This is a genomic window from Candidatus Palauibacter sp., from assembly GCF_965213655.1.
GTDB lineage: Bacteria > Gemmatimonadota > Gemmatimonadetes > Palauibacterales > Palauibacteraceae > Palauibacter.
On record NZ_CBDBZT010000003.1, the window covers coordinates 248,593 to 264,626 of the forward strand.

12 protein-coding genes are annotated in these 16,034 nt (G+C 61.5%); 1 reads left to right on the top strand and 11 read right to left on the bottom strand.

What is annotated here, in order from left to right; translation table 11 throughout:
* The 11 genes from ACOOGH_RS03385 to ACOOGH_RS03435 all read right to left on the bottom strand — a co-directional run bounded on the left by ACOOGH_RS03385 (position 1) and on the right by ACOOGH_RS03435 (position 15,118).
* The gene (locus tag ACOOGH_RS03385) at positions 1-498 is read right to left on the bottom strand and encodes a hypothetical protein (protein ID WP_420447570.1); all 498 of its coding nucleotides are present in this window, start codon (positions 496-498) and stop codon (positions 1-3) included.
* Positions 495-2,738: an AAA family ATPase gene (locus ACOOGH_RS03390; RefSeq protein WP_420447571.1), complete on the bottom strand. Its 2,244-nt coding sequence runs from the start codon at positions 2,736-2,738 to the stop codon at positions 495-497. Before ACOOGH_RS03390 ends, ACOOGH_RS03385 begins: the two co-directional genes overlap by 4 nt.
* A gap of 5 nt (positions 2,739-2,743) precedes the next feature.
* Positions 2,744-2,968 (bottom strand): hypothetical protein, encoded by a 225-nt coding sequence (locus ACOOGH_RS03395; protein WP_420447572.1) that lies wholly within the window; start codon positions 2,966-2,968, stop codon positions 2,744-2,746.
* The gene (locus ACOOGH_RS03400; protein ID WP_420447573.1) at positions 2,965-4,974 is read right to left on the bottom strand and encodes a DEAD/DEAH box helicase family protein; all 2,010 of its coding nucleotides are present in this window, start codon (positions 4,972-4,974) and stop codon (positions 2,965-2,967) included. Before ACOOGH_RS03400 ends, ACOOGH_RS03395 begins: the two co-directional genes overlap by 4 nt.
* A gap of 245 nt (positions 4,975-5,219) precedes the next feature.
* Complete coding sequence (locus tag ACOOGH_RS03405) at positions 5,220-6,884, bottom strand: hypothetical protein (protein WP_420447574.1); 1,665 nt, start codon at positions 6,882-6,884, stop codon at positions 5,220-5,222.
* Entirely contained in the window at positions 6,881-7,729 is an 849-nt protein-coding gene (locus ACOOGH_RS03410; RefSeq protein WP_420447575.1) for a phosphoadenosine phosphosulfate reductase family protein, read from the bottom strand. The genes ACOOGH_RS03405 and ACOOGH_RS03410 overlap by 4 nt, the downstream gene beginning before the upstream one ends.
* Positions 7,722-11,165 (bottom strand): hypothetical protein, encoded by a 3,444-nt coding sequence (locus tag ACOOGH_RS03415; protein ID WP_420447576.1) that lies wholly within the window; start codon positions 11,163-11,165, stop codon positions 7,722-7,724. Before ACOOGH_RS03415 ends, ACOOGH_RS03410 begins: the two co-directional genes overlap by 8 nt.
* A complete protein-coding gene (locus ACOOGH_RS03420) occupies positions 11,162-12,127 on the bottom strand; it encodes a DUF4007 family protein (protein WP_420447577.1) in 966 nt (321 codons plus the stop codon). The genes ACOOGH_RS03415 and ACOOGH_RS03420 overlap by 4 nt, the downstream gene beginning before the upstream one ends.
* 5 nt (positions 12,128-12,132) lie before the next feature.
* Positions 12,133-13,377 carry a cysteine desulfurase family protein gene (locus ACOOGH_RS03425; RefSeq protein WP_420450054.1) on the bottom strand — a complete coding sequence of 415 codons (1,245 nt, stop codon included), beginning with the start codon at positions 13,375-13,377 and terminating at the stop codon, positions 12,133-12,135.
* 132 nt (positions 13,378-13,509) lie between these two features.
* On the bottom strand, positions 13,510-14,529 hold the full coding sequence (locus ACOOGH_RS03430) for a nucleotidyl transferase AbiEii/AbiGii toxin family protein (protein ID WP_420447578.1): 1,020 nt from the start codon (positions 14,527-14,529) through the stop codon (positions 13,510-13,512).
* Positions 14,522-15,118, bottom strand: a complete 597-nt coding sequence (locus ACOOGH_RS03435) for a DUF6088 family protein (RefSeq protein WP_420447579.1) — start codon at positions 15,116-15,118, stop codon at positions 14,522-14,524. The genes ACOOGH_RS03430 and ACOOGH_RS03435 overlap by 8 nt, the downstream gene beginning before the upstream one ends.
* Before the next feature lie 391 nt (positions 15,119-15,509).
* Between ACOOGH_RS03435 and ACOOGH_RS03440 the strand changes: the two genes are divergently transcribed.
* Entirely contained in the window at positions 15,510-16,010 is a 501-nt protein-coding gene (locus ACOOGH_RS03440; RefSeq protein WP_420447580.1) for a helix-turn-helix transcriptional regulator, read from the top strand.
* Positions 16,011-16,034: the final 24 nt, after the last annotated feature.

The window sequence follows — 16,034 nt, forward strand, 5'->3', positions numbered from 1 at the left end:
CTACCACCGAGGTTGACTACCTTCTACAGCGTGTACCAACTCCTTGGCAAGGTCGATGGCCTTATCCAGAGTGCTCAGGCGCAGATCTGGATCTTGAAGCCGGATGAGCAGATCTTCGCAGCCCGCGGCAGCATAATGGTTGGCGACTTCGATGATTCGTGCAGGATCCTCAACCCGTTCGTCATCGGGACCTAGCGCCCCAAGCGCTAGGACCGCGAGCAGTTCGCATAGCTCGTTAGACATCTCAACCGACCGAGTGTCGGCGAACTTGTGGCCCCCTTGACTGGGTTTCGACGCAACGGGCGGCACGCCTCTCGCCACCGCCGAAGCGAGCGCCAACGCCCAGAAGTCTAGCTGTCGCTCGAAGGGTGCAGCCTCCGGGTTGCCAGCAGCGCCCGGTTGGTGCTGTCGGACGTAACGCTGTATGGAATCCTTCCATTTCCTAGGCAGAAACAGGGAATGTGCCCGGCTGGTGAGGAGTGCTTTGAAGTAGTTCATCGTCGATCTCCACCTTCACGCCTGCTCCACCCCGGTGACCCACTCTGGCCGATCCGCTCGCAGACATCGCAGAACTGCCTCGGACCGCACTCGCAGATGACCGCGATCGGTCGCTTCACAGTGTAGTTCAAGACATCTCCACCAGCGCTGCCCTCTCCGATTACGTCCCATTGCCCGGTAAGTGTGAAGGTTGCTCCACCGTAACGGCTCGCGATGTCGGCCTCTTGTTGTCCTTCGAGATCCGAGCCGGTCAGAAGGAGAATCGGCTGGCTTGAGTTCTCGGCAGTAGCTAGCAATGTGTTTCTCCGAACTGCACCTGACATGAAGTTCAGCAGAGAGTCCGCAATTAGCGGGGCGTATGTGCGGGATTCCTTGCATAGTGCCAACACGAAAGACAGAGCAAGCACTCTTCTCGAAGCCCCATTGATCTCTATGGGCGGCATCAAGCGACCCCTTCTGTTGAACGCAACGATCTCGTATTCCTGAGCTTCGTCGTCGACAGGTCGCAAGCCGACTCTTGCAATCATCCTGAGAGTGGCCTTGTTAGCCTCCGCATTCGCTACGTCCTCATCGGACACGTTGGCGGCCATTTGCGAAAACAGCAGATTCATACTCTGGGACAGTTCGCCCACCTGTTCGCTTTCTATGGTCTTGTACGCGCGCGCGAGAATCGTTGCGACGACTCCCGCCAATTCCTCAGCCGCTCTCTTGTCCGTTGCGATTCTCTCCTTCCTCGTGCGCTGGCGGATTTGCCTATCCAGAGATCGTATCTCCTTTTCAAGCGGTGGCAACGCGGTCTCATTATCGGCGAGCTTTCGCCTCACGATGTCTAACTGAGTTTCTAGGGCTCCGATCTCGTCCCGTATCAATTGAATCTTGTCTTCATCAATCATCTTCAGGTCGGCATCGATCTCGCGCTCTGCCTGTCCCAATTCGACCAAGTCGTCACTGAGCGATGCTGCATCCTGATTGAGGCGTCCGGTGCGCTCCAGCCATTCAGGGCCTTGGCCTTCGCGAACCAAGGCATGAGCCGCGTCGTACAGTCGTCCGAGGTACTCGGCGCGGCTCTCTTGATCGGCAGTCTTAGCGACCCGTGCCTCCAGGTGCTCACGTCGAGCGCCGTCTCCGGCGAGGTCTTGGCCGCACACGCATACTCCTTCCTCCAAGAGTCCTCGGACGAACTGAAGGTGCCTGAGCGGAATCGCTCCAGAGTCGTGCAGGGGTTTGAGATGAGTATGAGCCTTCTTAGCCAACGGTCCTGCCAAGGTCCCAAGAAGACCTATTTCCTCCAGCTGGCCAGCGAGACGGAGCATGGTCCTTCGGTACCGATCTGATGCTTGGCGTTTTCGCCGCCGCGTCTCACTAAGCCGCTCCGCCAACTGCTCAGCGGCGCCGACACCCTTAACCTCGGTCTCGAGGTCGTCACGCGCCCGCCGCAATTCGTCGGCCAACTCCTCGCGTTCCCGCCTGTGATCAACTAAGTCTCGACGCAAACGGCTACGCTGCCGTCTATGTTCCTCCAACGCCTCTTGAAGGGCATTGAGATCCTCGTCTCCGATCGCCTTCGCGGCCGCCGAGCCGAACATACGCTCAAGACGCCTCACTCTTCGCGTCGCATCCTTGAAGACACCGATTCCAAGGAGGCTCTGGACTGCTTTGGTAGTCTTCGCAACGACATCTCGGCGGGCAATCGCCTTGTTCTCGCTTCCGCCGACGAAGTCGGCTGCTTCGTCGGCGTCCATGGCAAAAAAGTCCCTGAGACCCCAAGGGAGAAGCTCTTCAATCACCACCTTTGGGTTCGGAAACGGCGCCCACTCCCCGTCCGGCCCCTTCCTCATGAGCCGCACTGTCTCCTGCATCCGTCGGTAGTCTGGCTCGTCATCTCGCGCCGCTGCGTTACGAATAGTCCTCACCCGCCTCGTAAGGTTGTATACCGTTAGTTGGCTGCCCGCACCGGAATAAACTCGGGTCGACCCGTCTGTCTCGAACTCGATTTCAACCGTCGTGGCGATTCCCTCCTCGGCCGGCCGCCAGTCCGCTGGGTGAAGCGAGAACCGCTTCGTGTTTGCTCCCGGCAGCCCCCGCTCACCATACATGCCCCACCTAATCGCGCGCAGGAACGTGGTCTTCCCGGAACCGTTCTCAGCCCTGATGATTGTGAGCCGCTGCTCTGGGTCTACGGAAGGTGTAACGACGATGTCATCGAAGCATGCAAAGTTCCGAATGGCGATCCGACGCAATCTAATCACGTTGACGAGGCCTCCCCCGCTGCGGTGATCGCTGTGTTCTCGATCATAGCTTGAACCTGCTTTGCAATATCGTAAACGCGTGAAATCCGATGCCGATCCTCAAAATCCACGATCTCCAGAGTCAAGCGTTCGAGAATCTCATGATCCACATCCAAATCCTCACCGATTCGTCGGGCTTCGATCTGGATTTCCCTGTATATGCGATCGTAGTTGCTTATCATATTGACCCTCTCGGTGTGCCAGACGACACGAAGGAGTCGCCTGAACGTTGAAGGAGTGTCGCCGTGCCTCTCTCTGGCTGAAATGCGGACCGAATGCGCCCTAGGTCAGCGAACACGCTGTCTCCACCGGTGGCATTACGTGCGAACTTGGCGAACGTGTAGGCGCGATTGAATTCCGTGCGGACAATCTTCTGAACGCTCGTCCAATCCTGGGCGACCAGTTGTGTTGGTGGCAGCGCCAAGAAATCGTGGACGACTGCAAACGGTTTGTCGCGATGTCGTCGGAGCACACGCCCTCTTCGTTGGATCCATTCTCGTTCTACCGTGGATGACGCGACAATAAACGCTTCTCGGATTCGAGGGATATCGACGCCTTCGTCGAGGACCTTCTTGGCCAAGAGTACTTGGTAACCCCCATCGGAGAACGCTTCAAGGCGGCTCGCGAGCAGGCTTGGCTTTGCGGTGGTTTCCTGCGTGACAGGTGCCCATCGAATGCCAAGGTTGTTCAGAAGGACACCGATTTTGTCGAATTGTTCGGGATCCTTGGCTGTCGCGTATATTAGGGCACCGTCCAAGAAACGCGGACCACGCTGCTTCAGGACCTGCCGGAGCAACGAGAGTTTGCCTGTCGCTCTCTCGATGATCTTACGCCGTTGGATTAGCAGGCGCCTTTCCAGCGTGTCATCGCCGTTTCCGACATCCTCTCGTTCCACTGCCATGGCGATCCTAATCCGCTGACTGAGTTGTTCGAACTGCGTTACCTCATCCTCTTCCAGGGTAGTGGCATGGACACAATAGTCGTAGGGAGTCAGACAGAACCCGATCGCGCGGTCGAGGCCGTATTCGTATACGGGATTGCCGAAGAACGTGAAGATCTCCTCGGTACCGTCTGGGTCATACTGGCGTTCCGGTGTCGCCGACAGACCGAGTCGTCGGGTGAAGAACTCGGGCTTGTTTGTCACGAACTTGGCGGCACCCAACGTATGGACCTCGTCTCCGATGAAAAGAGTATCAGTCAGTCGATGGGATTGGGTCTTCTCTGCGACGGTGGCCTGGAAGCTTGGGGAGGAGATCAAATGATTGGTGACGATCAGAATGTGGGTGCCGCCGCCATGCAACCTGCGGAAGAGGTTCGTGATCGACATATCGGTACTCGGCTCGAGAGTTGGTGCGACAGCGCGCACCCCGAACCTATTCGCCTCCTTGCACCACTGTTGAATCAGTGGGATCGACGGTGCCGAGACAACAACGAGGAGTGGTCGACCTTCAAGGCGATCTTGAAGGCGAGTCGCACAAATCAGGGCGGTGATGGTCTTGCCAGCGCCGGTGGCCATCGAAATCGTACCGAGTTCGGGGTCGGGGCCGGATTCCCAAGCCGCGACAGCCTCTCCCTGATGACGATAGGGGCCATCCTCCCAGATCAACTCCGGCGGTATCTCCAAGCGAGGTTGCGTTCGGACGGGCGCTCGCCCGAATCGCTTCGCCAATCGGGCAGCGCGGTCAACCGCCCACGCAGGGTTGTCGTCTTCATCGGCTGCCCGAGAGTAATCGGCTGGGCCAGGTGGCCTGTCTGGCGCGGTCTGGATGACTTCCTCCCTAAGAGCTTGGGGCAATTCGACGACCCGCTCGATACCGCGACTCTTCCCCCAAGACCAGTCGTTGAGGATCGCCATGCCATCGTGGACGCGCTGCCGACTGTATCCAACCCAAGTGACATCTACATCGAAGTGCTCCACACCGCTACCAATTCCGCGAGCTGTAGCATTACCCGATCCTCGAACCAGCATCTGGTCTGCGCCATCGTCGAAAAGCCATACCTTCGGATGGTAGTTTGAGTCAGCAGTTGGTATCGCGATGCGAAGCCGTAGTGTCCCTGTGGCAATCATCCACGCGAGGCAATCCAAGGCGTGCTGCGCCAGCGCGGACGCATCGGCCTTGCCGCTCCGGAATACATCGACAACCCTCTGGCTTGCCTCTTCCGGGGTCAGACATACCGCCTGCTCCACCGTCTGCCGCTCCGCCCGAAAGAATACTGGCGCCACAACAAAATCGATCGGGAGTACACCGTCTCGACTGATGTACTGAGCCAACCCAGGAGAAAGCCGCCCAATCCAACCTGCGGAGAACCACCCGAAGGCTCCACGAACGGAAGTGGCCGAAACGAAGCCCGGGATCAGGACGCTCGGTCCCACCGGGTCCTCTGGAAGCCGATACAAGCCCGGCCTAATCCGGGCATCTTCCGCGAGCATGACTAGAGGACTCTCCGTCGTTGTTTTAGTCTCTCCAACAGGGCGGAAGACCCCAAATCCCTCTTATCTGCCCGAGTCCTTTCGGCACCGCGCCCAACCAGTCGTCTCGTCTTCGAGCCTTCGTCTGTCGCACCTGCCACTTGGCGTCGAAACTCAAGGACACCAGCTTCGACGACAACCAAGGAAACTCGGTCACCTTCGGCGACACCCAGTCGCCCCAGCGCACTTGAGATATAACCAACACTCGCCCCAGAAACAGATGTCAATCGCCAGTTCACCGAGACCCGCCTACACCCCGTTGGCCGGGACACGACCGCCTTGATGCTGCCATTCCTCGGGCACCCAAGCGCGTCGGCGATCTCTGGGGGGACGCCGGAAAGGCTGTATCCTTCAAAGTATCTGTCTTCAACGCGGAAAGTCCAATACGGCCATCCCTCTTCTGTCACACCGTCAACAACGTCATAGATATCGCGGAGTACAACCTCCGACTCCTCCGCCAAGCGAACGTTACCGTCATGCACCACGAATTGGGGAGTCGCCACAAGCGTTCGAACGCTGGTTTCCTTGACTTCGAACTTCCTCGGCAACTCGCTTAATAGGCGAGCCAGCGTGGTGGTACCACCATCCTCTTCTACTCGCTGCATGATTTCGGCCGCGATGCCTTCGTACTCGTCGTCGACCCATTCACTGATGCCCCACTTGGTCTTGCTTGCTCTCACAATGCCTGAGATGTTGGACAACAAACCTCCTAACTGTACCCGTGGAAGCCCTGATTCCGCCGCGATCTCGTCAAGTGTGGCTAACCGCCCAATAGCGAGGATGGCGGCTTTAGCGCGAGCCTTTTTCGTGAGACGAAGTGCCAATCGGTCACTTACCCACGCGAGACCGCACCGCTTGGTCATTAGTCGAAGTAGCCCGTGCCACCGCTCATCGGGGAGGACCGCCCGGATAGCATCCTCATCAATGAGCCCCACGTCATCTGCAAGCTCTCTTACGTGCCCCTTGAATTCGCCGAGGACTTCGCGGGCGGATTCGCTGGCGCATACGCCGCGAACGCAGTCGTATTCCAGCGCCGCCTCCACGATCCGGCGAGTAAGGTCGACTGCCGGATCGTCGAGAGACTTACCCGAAAATAGATCGTCCACAAGCAATTTCAGGTCGGCTTGATCCAGAAGAGGGCCGGCCCTCCGGCGAGCGGTCGTCGCGATGATCTCTATCTCTGGACCTACACATTCCTCGAGCTCTTCGGCGACGCGGTTCTTTATCTGCCTGGTTCTTTCTCGGCTGACACCAAAGGCCTGTCCGAGCGTCTCGAGCGTCACGCGGTCTCGGGCGAATAAGTACCGCTCAAGGATTGCGATCTTACGTTCCGGCATTGATGCGCGGAGATCCCTGACCGCATCAATCGCCGAATGTAGAATCCGAATGTCAGTCAAGTCTCGGATCCTGTACGACTCCAGCGTCCGCATGATCTTTAGATCCGACGCGAGTTCCGTCAGATCAAGACGTAACGCGTCCGCCACCGAAATCGCTCCATGGAATTCACCAGCGGCGGCCAGAAGGAGTTCCACCGCATCCGATAGTTCGCCCGGGGTAGGTGAACTGCCCCACGGTGCCACGTCGAGGGACACCATCGAGGAGTGGATCCCGTCGGCCACGTCGCTCACAGGGCACACACGGTGCAAGGGGCTGTATCGTCTTCCTCTTCGAGGGCATCGGCGAGGGCCTCGATAAGAGGGAGGTTGGCTTGGCGAGTTGCCGCGCGCGACATGGCGGCTTCGTGGCGAGTCAAGATCTCGTCACGACGGGACCGCAGCTGGACGAGTGTTTCGCCACCCGACCAAGTGTACTGCCTCCCTCGCATTGCACGATCGCTGAAGTCAGCCTCGCCATCTGCGCCAGCTTCGAGTAGGACCTTCTGCTCGATCGCTACGGCCCGCTCGAAAAGCTCCGGATGACGCTCGGCGAGGCCGATCCACTCCGCCTTGCGCTGGTAGAAACAGAAGTAGCAGCCGGAGCGCGTCCGCCATTCGTAGTACTCGGGAAGACCGATGCCTGCATCCTCAAGGATCCGCATCACGCCGGCGCGGTCGATCCCGTCTTCGATGAAGGGAAACCGAGTCTCGATGTTCTTCTTGGTCGAGATGTATCCCTTCCGGTTAGACTCGTCGGCTCGGATCGCGACATAGGACAGCGCAGCGTCATGGCCGATCCATTCCTCGATCGGCTTAATCTTCATGTTCTTGGTGCACCATCGCATTTGCGGCGAGGGCAGGGTGCCGCGAAAGAGCTCGAACCAGTGGTCAAACCCGCGTCGGGCATTCAGCCGGGTGATGGGCTTTCCGAGGATCACCTCGAGTCTCGTGAGGTATTCGTACGTCTCCGGGAGTTCAGCGCCTGTATCGCAGAAGAAGTACTCCATATCCGGAACGCGCTCACGCATGTGGACCGCGAGGGCACTTGAGTCCTTGCCCCCGGAAATCCCGCAAATGTGCCGGACGGGTTCAGGCATGTTTCTCGCTCCTGATTTTCGAGTCGGTTGCTGGTTCTGGATCGTTTTGTTTCGTTCGCGGGAGCAGTCGGTCTCCGAGGCACGCGAGGAGTGATTTCTCAGCTTGCCCCAACGAGCCCAGATTGCGCTCGAGGGTGGCAAGAGCATCTGCGAGTGCCTGCTCGGCGATGGGACGGTCGGCGTCGTCCACCGCTACGAGGCGGTCGTGCTCACGACCGTCCGGTCGAGTGATCGTGATGCGAAGCGACTGGAACGACCCACTGCCCCGAGCACGACCCGCGGCATGCAGCGCCACAAGGCGCTGGAATGCGGCGATCTGTACGTGGAGTTCGTGTCCGAAACGGGCTAAATCCTGGTCCGTCCATTCCGTCGGTGCCTTCTTCGACAGGACCGTTGCGATTGTGCTCACCCACTCGGCGTCACTTTTGGCGGGATCTCCCCGGAGAGCCAGCACGAAGGCCCGTACGACGGGATCGAGAACTTCGCCGTCCAGGGCGGCGGCCTGACCGCTGACCGCCAGGCGAGTCTTCTCCGCAGCGGTAAGAAGAAGGTTCGACAGAAGCTCTTCTTGCAGCTTGGCGTACCTTCCGCCCAATTCATCCATTGCGGCGCCAAGGCGCTCGGCGTAGGCGGACTCCTCCTGATATTGCCGTGCGTCTGCCGCGATGATCGGCAGACCGAACGATCCGGGAAGGTGATCGAACAAGAGTTCGTCCGGTTCCACGGCGTCCACAATGGCCGCCCGTGCCGCCTGGGCATCAGGGCTGATCGTACGCGTTCGCAGCGTGAAATTGTCGAGACGCCGGACGAGGGAAACGAGGTGCCCTGCGATTTCCAAGACGTTTGCGACTCTGTACTTACGGAATACCGGACGAACCCCGAGCCGCCGTGCCAGAGCGTTGATCAAGCGCCTTCGGGCTCCAGAGGTGTTCGCGAAGTGCTTGATGTCGAAGTGGTAGGGATTGCGCACCATCCGCTCGGACACCTCTGGAGCCAGCAACGGCCTGAAGGTGCCGTGCTCATAGATGGCAATCTCATTCCGATGGGCCAGGAGCGCAGCTGTCAAGAAGACCGGAATAACCCCGTCCTTCATTCCGATCGGACTCGACAAGAGCGCCGCATGGATATGCTTGAGATTTACGCGACGAGCCTTAGCATGTGCGAACTGCTCTTCTACCACTTCCCATGCGTGCGCGAGTGAATCCGTTGCGGCCGGCGCTCCGAATGAGGGACGATTTCCTCTCCTTGTGAGACGGTGGATGCCCGTTCGCTGAAGGAATGCCCGGTACATCGCAACTTCGGGGCCATACCCGTCGAGTCCCAAGCCGGGCTCGTTTCCCCGCTTGATCATCGCACTGACAAGGATGCGTCGCGCCTTGGCACCCTGTGACGTAAGCTGTGTGCGATTCAGCACTTCGTTTCCGATGATCGGTGTGAACTCGAAGGCCACGTCGGCTGCATGCGAAAGCGCGTGGCTACCGCGCCCCGCAGGCAACGGCCTCGCACCCGCGGGCTCCAAGAGGATCCAGCGGCACGCATCGGCCCGAAACGTCTCATGCACCTCCGCCTCAAGATTGTTCTCGGCCTGGGCGAGCCACTCGGCCAGTTCGCGGCGAGCCACCCAGTCCTCCGCTACGAGCGGCTCCTTTAGACTCGTCCTCACCGCCAGTACCTCCCGCGCCGCCTGATCCAGTCCTGCCACATCCTTCGGGATTGCGGCAACGATTGGCTTGGCCGTCCGCGAGCCGTTGGAAAGGTTCGGAGTCGCATGAATCGAATCAACGATCAGTAGCGCCTCACCGTCATAATGGGAGAAAGGGTCGACGGGGTCGACGGGGTCCGCTGCATCCGCGTACCGTCTCTTGAAAACCCTCAGCACGTCGTTCTCGGCGCTGTGCCGAGCCGCGACCACGGGATCCAACGGACTAGATGCCGAAAGGACCTCTACTAGCGGCCTCCGCTGGATCCGTGCGCGCGCGCCTTCAACCAGACGACGTACGTCCACGTCGGAGCCCTGCCAAATCCGGTACTCGTCGGCAAAGTCCCGGTACGTCGCGATCCCGCCCGCTTCGAGGTCCCTCAAGACCATGTCCGCGTTGGAATCCGTTGCCGACAGCACGGCCCGGGAGGCACGAAGGACGCCCGTCGTGGAGATCAGGTTTAGTACGGCGATCCGCTTGGCCATGCGGCTCTGTTGTCCTGACAAGCCGACGGCGTCCCTCAGTCGCGTTGCGATTTCAGACCATCGGCTGGCTTGGCGGCCAGACAGCGGACCGAGTACGCTGTTGCCGACGAAATAGTCGTAAACGGACTCGAGGCCGAGCGACGGCAGCAGGCCGCGTGGAGGTACGCTGGTCGTTTCCAAGAACCGCATGGCACTTGCGGGGTCTTGACTCGTCAGGAACGAGAACAGCGTCCGCTCGTGTTGCCCGTACCGGCTACACAGTTCGGGCAACACCATTGCGGTCAAGGGGTGTAGTGGGTAGCAGGACTCCACCGCCTCCGCCTCCGCGAGTTCCCGGATGCCGATGGAACGCATCATCGTCGCTTGGTGCGAGGCCCAACGGGCGATGCGACGCGTAATCGCGCTGTCTCTCCTCTTGAACACGCTCCCGATGAGTGCGCGAAGTTGGCCGGCGGATTCAACGAACGGCACGTCTTCGAAGCGGCCTTGGACCTTCGCCCATTCGCGCCTCTCCGCCCTGTCGCTCCCCTCCAAGTAGTCCTCGAACGAAAGGTGTTGCAGGGTCACTAGAAAAATCGGTCGTCCCGATCCCTGACCCGCCTCCGCAAGTTGCTGCAATAGGTAGGGATCTCCGTGACCGTCACGGACCGCCTCAAGGCTTTTCCCGAACTCGTCGATTACGAGTAGAAGCGGTGTATCCTTCGCCAGTGCGCACGCAGTCCGGACGATGGAGGTAGGAGCTGGTCCGACACCCGTCTCATTGTGGGCATTTTCGTACCGCAAGACGGCAGCGGCTTCACTGTTCCGTAGGGCGCGTGCTTGCGCTGCCCGCAGGGCACGAAGGATTGTGAAGGCGATCGGCTCGCGGCTGGCCGTCACCAATCCACGACGGAAACCCGTCTCCCAAGTCCCGTGGCGCTTGTGCGCCGCCGTGATCGCGTCCTTCACGTCCGAAGAGGCGTTGCCGATCAACCGGAGCGCTGTGACCCGCGCCGGCGTCGGCGGACCGAATGCCGCATCGATCAGAAGGGCGAACGAGGATTTTCCCGATCCGTAAGGACCAGTCAATGACCACGCGCCACCGGCTTCGCCTTTTCCGGCGGTGACGGCAATCCGTCCCAGCACGTCAAGGACCCGCGCCGTGACCACATATCCTTCGAGTGGTTCAGGCCGCGCAAGATCCCGCTCAACGTTGGTCGAACGGGCGAAGCGGCCTCGGATGGAGATGCGATCCGCCAGCACGCCACTCACGCGGGCACCTTCCCGTTGGTCGAAGGAAAATCCGATTGGGTATAGTAGTCGTCCATAATCGCGATGGCGATGTCGCGCGGATTGCCCGACCAGCCAAGCTGAACTGCGCCCGATACAGCAGTCAGCGTGATCCTCGCCGAGTTCCTCGCCGAGTCTGCGGCGACCGAAGCCAGCGCCATGTGCAGATCGTTCTCCAACAGCTTGAACACTCTCCCAGGCCCACCCGGCTCCTGCGCGAGGTGGCTGAGCGTGACCGTGTTGCTCCCCGATTTCACGCGCGCGACATAGTCCATGGCCGCGAAGGCGACGACAGCCGCCGGTAACGTGGGCTTCGCGCCGGTGGCGAACCGATACCGTTTCGTCGCCTCCGAGCGTCCGATGAGACCGAGTTCGCGGAATGGGCAGTTCAGCATATCATCGATCCCCACGCGGGCAGAGCGGTCGGCCGGTGTGTAGGTGCGCAACAGAGCGCTTACGTCCTTGAGAATCGATGATCGGTGCGGTGCCTTCCACTCCGAGGCGAACTCAAGCTGCGCCAAGACGATCCTCTCCAAATCGTCCTCGTCGAACTCGATCGCATGAAACTCGTTGAAGGCCACCCACCAGACGGGCAGCAAGCACGGTGGGGCCAGCAGCAGCCAGTGCAGCAGCCATAGAGTCGCTGGTTCCTCCATATACGGGTCCCAGCCCTCGCTGCCGAACAGTTGGATGCCCAGTTGCGTCTGCTCCATGCTGCCTGAACGCTTCCGGGAGTCGCGTTTCTCCGCTATCAGCTTGGCCGCCGTCCCCCAGAACCGGATCGCTCGCACCATGTTCTTGCCCACTCCCATTCGGATCGGCGCGTCCCGGAGCACGAAAATCTTCGAGTCATCTCCGACAAAAGTGTAGGCCTTGCGGAACCACCCGTACCGGGGATGGAAAGTCTCGTGCCGTGCGAAGACTCGTTCGGCGGCCTCGACCAACCGCATCAGGTGGCCTTCACGGTCGTCTTGCGGACGTACCGGACCGCTTCAACAGTGCGCGCCACGGCGACTTCGATGTCGGCATCCGTCGTGAAGCGACCGAGACTGAAGCGTACACACTCGAAGGCGGCGGATGGGGACATACCCATCGCCAGCAGAACCCGTGAGGGCTCGATGGTGCCGGCGCTGCACGCGCTTCCCGTCGAGGCTGCGACCGGCTCCATATTGACGGTCACTGCTTCGGCATCGGCATTCCTGAAGCGGAGACAGGCGGTGTTCGGGAGCCTCCGTTCGACATCTCCGATTTGGATGACCCCGGACAGTGAGTCCTCCAGGCCGGCGGTCAGGCGGTCCCTGAGGTTGGTTACCAGGATCGACTCGTGGGCTCGCTCGGCGGTCGCAATGGCCGCAGCCTGTCCAAACCCCACGATACCAGGCACGTTCAAGGAACCCGAACGCAGGCCTCGCTCGTGTCCGCCTCCGTGGATTACCGGCTCGAGACAGGCCAGGGCCCGTTGGGTGCCGATGAGCGCCCCAACCCCCATCGGTCCGCCTAGCTTGTGGGCGCTGACAGAGACCAGATCCGTGCCAACATCTTCTGCGTTCAGGGGCATGCGGCCGACGAACTGCGTGGCGTCACAGTGGAATAGTGAGCCATGGGCGTGAGCGAGTTCCGCGACTTTCGCGATGGGGTTCAGCACGCCAGTCTCGCCGTTGGCGGCCATGACGGACACGAGGAGGACATCGGGGCCGAGCAGCCGCGTTAGAGCGTTCAGGTCAACAAAACCACTGCGGGTAACGGGGACGAAATCGACTCTCGCAAGGCCGCGAGCCCCGAGCCATTCGGCGGTCTTGAAAACCGAATCGTGCTCTACGGCGGAGACAAGGATCCGGGGTCGGCCCGCGCTCGTATGCTGCACGGCTCCGTGGACCGCAAGATTGTTCGCTTCGGTCGCGCTCGCAGTGAATACGACTTTCGATGCAGAGCTTCCGACGAGTCCCGCGACGTGCTCCCGGGCGTCTTCGACCAAGTGGGCCTGTCGACGACCAGCGGTGTGAATCGACGCAGCGTTGCCAACCTCTCTCAGCGTGGAAACCATGACCTCTGCAACGCGCGGGTCGAGCGGGGAGGAGGCATTACAATCCAGGTAGACTGGACGTAGCGCCCCGGCGGCCGAATGCACTCGATCCTCCGGGGCTGTGCTGGCCGCAGCGCTGGCGACGACCCAATTCTCCGCTTGGGTACTCATGGCACTCAAGATAGCGATACCTTCCCCTCGCGCGCTCAAATCGCTTGGCGCTTGGACTCGCCACGGACGTCCAAGGCGCGGAGTTCGAGTCGCCGCGGCTTCGCACGATGCGGCCGCTTGGTCGGCCCTGTTCTACACGTGCGCGTTGGCCCTCGCCTCGATCCCGGCACACCGCTTCATGACCGTGCCGAACGGTTCGTCCACGTCCAGCAGCATCCCCGTTGAGAGCATGCTGGCGTAGTCGGCGGCAAGCGCCTCCTGAGCGGCTCCAGAGGGAACGAGCCTGAGGTTGCCCGAGACCGCGGCTTGGTAGTCGATCCGCTGGCGGTTGGAATCGTTCTCGCGGAAGAACATCGCCTTGTGGCGGGCAACCGACAGCGCGAGGTCGCGATCCCCCAAGGCCCGTTCGGCGATTCCGGCGTCGTCAAGTCGAACGAGGTCGTGCCAATGCCTCGACCATCGCTCACCCCGGACGCGCCCTTGGAGGCAGTAGACGTGCATGGAGGTCGCCTTCTCCCAGAACGTGCGCTCGGCCAGCATGACGGCCGGCCGCGCTTCCGGAAACGCAAGGTCGGGAAGGTAGGCGGCGGCATCGCACACCACGGGATGAATAGCGTGGGGCTCTCCCGTGGAGCGCGCGCCAAAATCCACCTGGACCTCCGGCCTCACGATGCCGCGTGGCTCGAACAGCGGTTCGTAGCCGATGTACAGCCGCTCCGCTTCCGCCCGCACCTGCGCCGAAAACCCGGCGCGCGAGAGCTCTTCCCGGACGAGCGGATCGGCGGTGTCGCGTACCCAGTCGGCGAGGCGCGGTCGGATCGCCCGTGTCCAGCGCCTCTCCTGGCTGCGTGTGGGCGGCAGCGCCTCCTCGTCGCCGCCCAGGACGAGATCGGGGGCGAAGCCGCGAATGTCATAGGTGATGTCGATGTCCTCGGAGAACCGGCGGATCGCGCGCCACACCTTGGAAAGCGACGTGCCGCCCTTGAACACGAGGTGTCGTCCGAACGGCGCCTCGAACAGCACCCCGAGCGTCGCGACGATCCAGGTGTCCTTCTCCAGCAGGAAGGTCTCCTGTCCTCGGTGCCGCGCCGCCACATTCAGCGCGTCTCGCCTCTCGACCGCCGAGAGGTGCTGAAACCAAGTCTCAGCCATGGACGAGCCGTCTGTTCAGCGGTTCCGCCATCCACGCGGGCACTACGTCCCGGGCGGCGGCGAGGTCGCTCAGGTCCTCACCGGTGAGCTGCGGAATCACGGCATCGAGGCTCTCTTCGACCTCGTCGGGGCCGAGCCACGCGAGCGCGCGAATAACCACACCGGCGGTCCGATGCGGCGCTGTCAATTGCCACGCCGGGGCATGACGCAACTCGACTCGGTGAGCCCCGAAATGCAGGAGGCGGTCGGCACCGGAGGTGAGGTAGACCGAGCGCACGGTGTTCTGCGTTGTCAGCCCGAGCCAGTTGGCCGCGCCGCCACCGTTCGGAACGATGATCTCGCCCCAGAGCGCGGAAAGGGAAGCAAGCGCCTTCTCCAGACGCGGCGCCCTGAGGCCAAATCTGGTTTGGATCGGGCGCATGTAGACGCCACGGCAGATCCGCATGAGTCGCTCGGAACGCACGAGGCGGGATAGCGCCCGGACCACCGCGGCGCGGTCGCCGATGTGCAGAAGGTCGTCCGCCCTAACCGGCGTGGCCTCAGGCTTGGCCTCGGCGTACTCCATGATCCTCTCCGGCAGGCTGTTCATCCCGTGTCCTCCATCGTGAGTCGGTCCGTTCCATCCAATATAGGGTGAGGCCGCGCGGTAGCGACTCTCCGAGCGAACGGCAGAGACTTCGCGACGCCGTCCGCGACGTGCGATGGACCTTGCCCGAGGACCCGCCTCCCCCCGTCCTCCGTTCCGGCCATCACGGCCATGTCGCGCCTCACGGGGGCCGCCCACGGCCGAGCCTCGCATCGCCGCTTCGCAAGCCCCAACGGGGGTGCTTTGCCGCCCCGCTGGCGGAGCCGTCCGCAGAGCCTGACCCACCATGACCCATCATGATACAGCATAACCACTTAGGCGATTTACGAGCGGTTGACGCTCTTGAAAACACGTCATCAACGTTATGGGCATCGATGCGGCTGGAACGGCAGTCATGGCAACGCTGGAGGAACTATTCAACTCGTGGGTGAGCGCGTTTCTGGGATGCATGGGCGTCAGGCCCACGACGCTGGGCATGAGGGCGCGGGGCGATCCGGGTCCGCTGCGCCAGATCGGGGCCGGACGCTCGCCGTCGCCCAGGACGGTGGACCGGGTTCCGGCGTTCATCGGCAACTACCACGGGGACTCGGGCGGCATCCGGGATCCGCCCCAGTTCTCTCCGCAGAGCAAGCCATCGACGAGTACGGGGAGCACGAACAGGAGCAGAGCCATGACCGAGAACCCCGAGCAGCAAAACGGACCGCCGATCCGCCTCCTGCGGATGTCGCAGGTACGGGACCGGACCGGCCTTTCGCGGAGCACGATCCGAAGGTGGGTCGCCCAAGGGTTCTTCCCTCAGCCGATCAAGCTGGGCGAGAACGTTGTGGGCTGGATCGAGGCCGAGATCGACGCGTGGATCCGCGAGCGGATCGCGGACACCCGGGGCGGCGGATAGACCGTCGCCACTGACCCTTCAGGG

Excerpts from the sequence above, each read along its gene's own strand:
- ACOOGH_RS03410 (WP_420447575.1), bottom strand. The coding sequence starts at position 7,729 with ATGCCTGAACCCGTCCGGCACATTTGCGGGATTTCCGGGGGCAAGGAC.
- ACOOGH_RS03435 (WP_420447579.1), bottom strand. The coding sequence starts at position 15,118 with ATGAACAGCCTGCCGGAGAGGATCATGGAGTACGCCGAGGCCAAGCCT.
- ACOOGH_RS03395 (WP_420447572.1), bottom strand. The coding sequence starts at position 2,968 with ATGATAAGCAACTACGATCGCATATACAGGGAAATCCAGATCGAAGCC.
- ACOOGH_RS03440 (WP_420447580.1), top strand. The coding sequence starts at position 15,510 with ATGGCAACGCTGGAGGAACTATTCAACTCGTGGGTGAGCGCGTTTCTG.
- ACOOGH_RS03385 (WP_420447570.1), bottom strand. The coding sequence starts at position 498 with ATGAACTACTTCAAAGCACTCCTCACCAGCCGGGCACATTCCCTGTTT.
- ACOOGH_RS03425 (WP_420450054.1), bottom strand. The coding sequence starts at position 13,377 with ATGAGTACCCAAGCGGAGAATTGGGTCGTCGCCAGCGCTGCGGCCAGC.
- ACOOGH_RS03430 (WP_420447578.1), bottom strand. The coding sequence starts at position 14,529 with ATGGCTGAGACTTGGTTTCAGCACCTCTCGGCGGTCGAGAGGCGAGAC.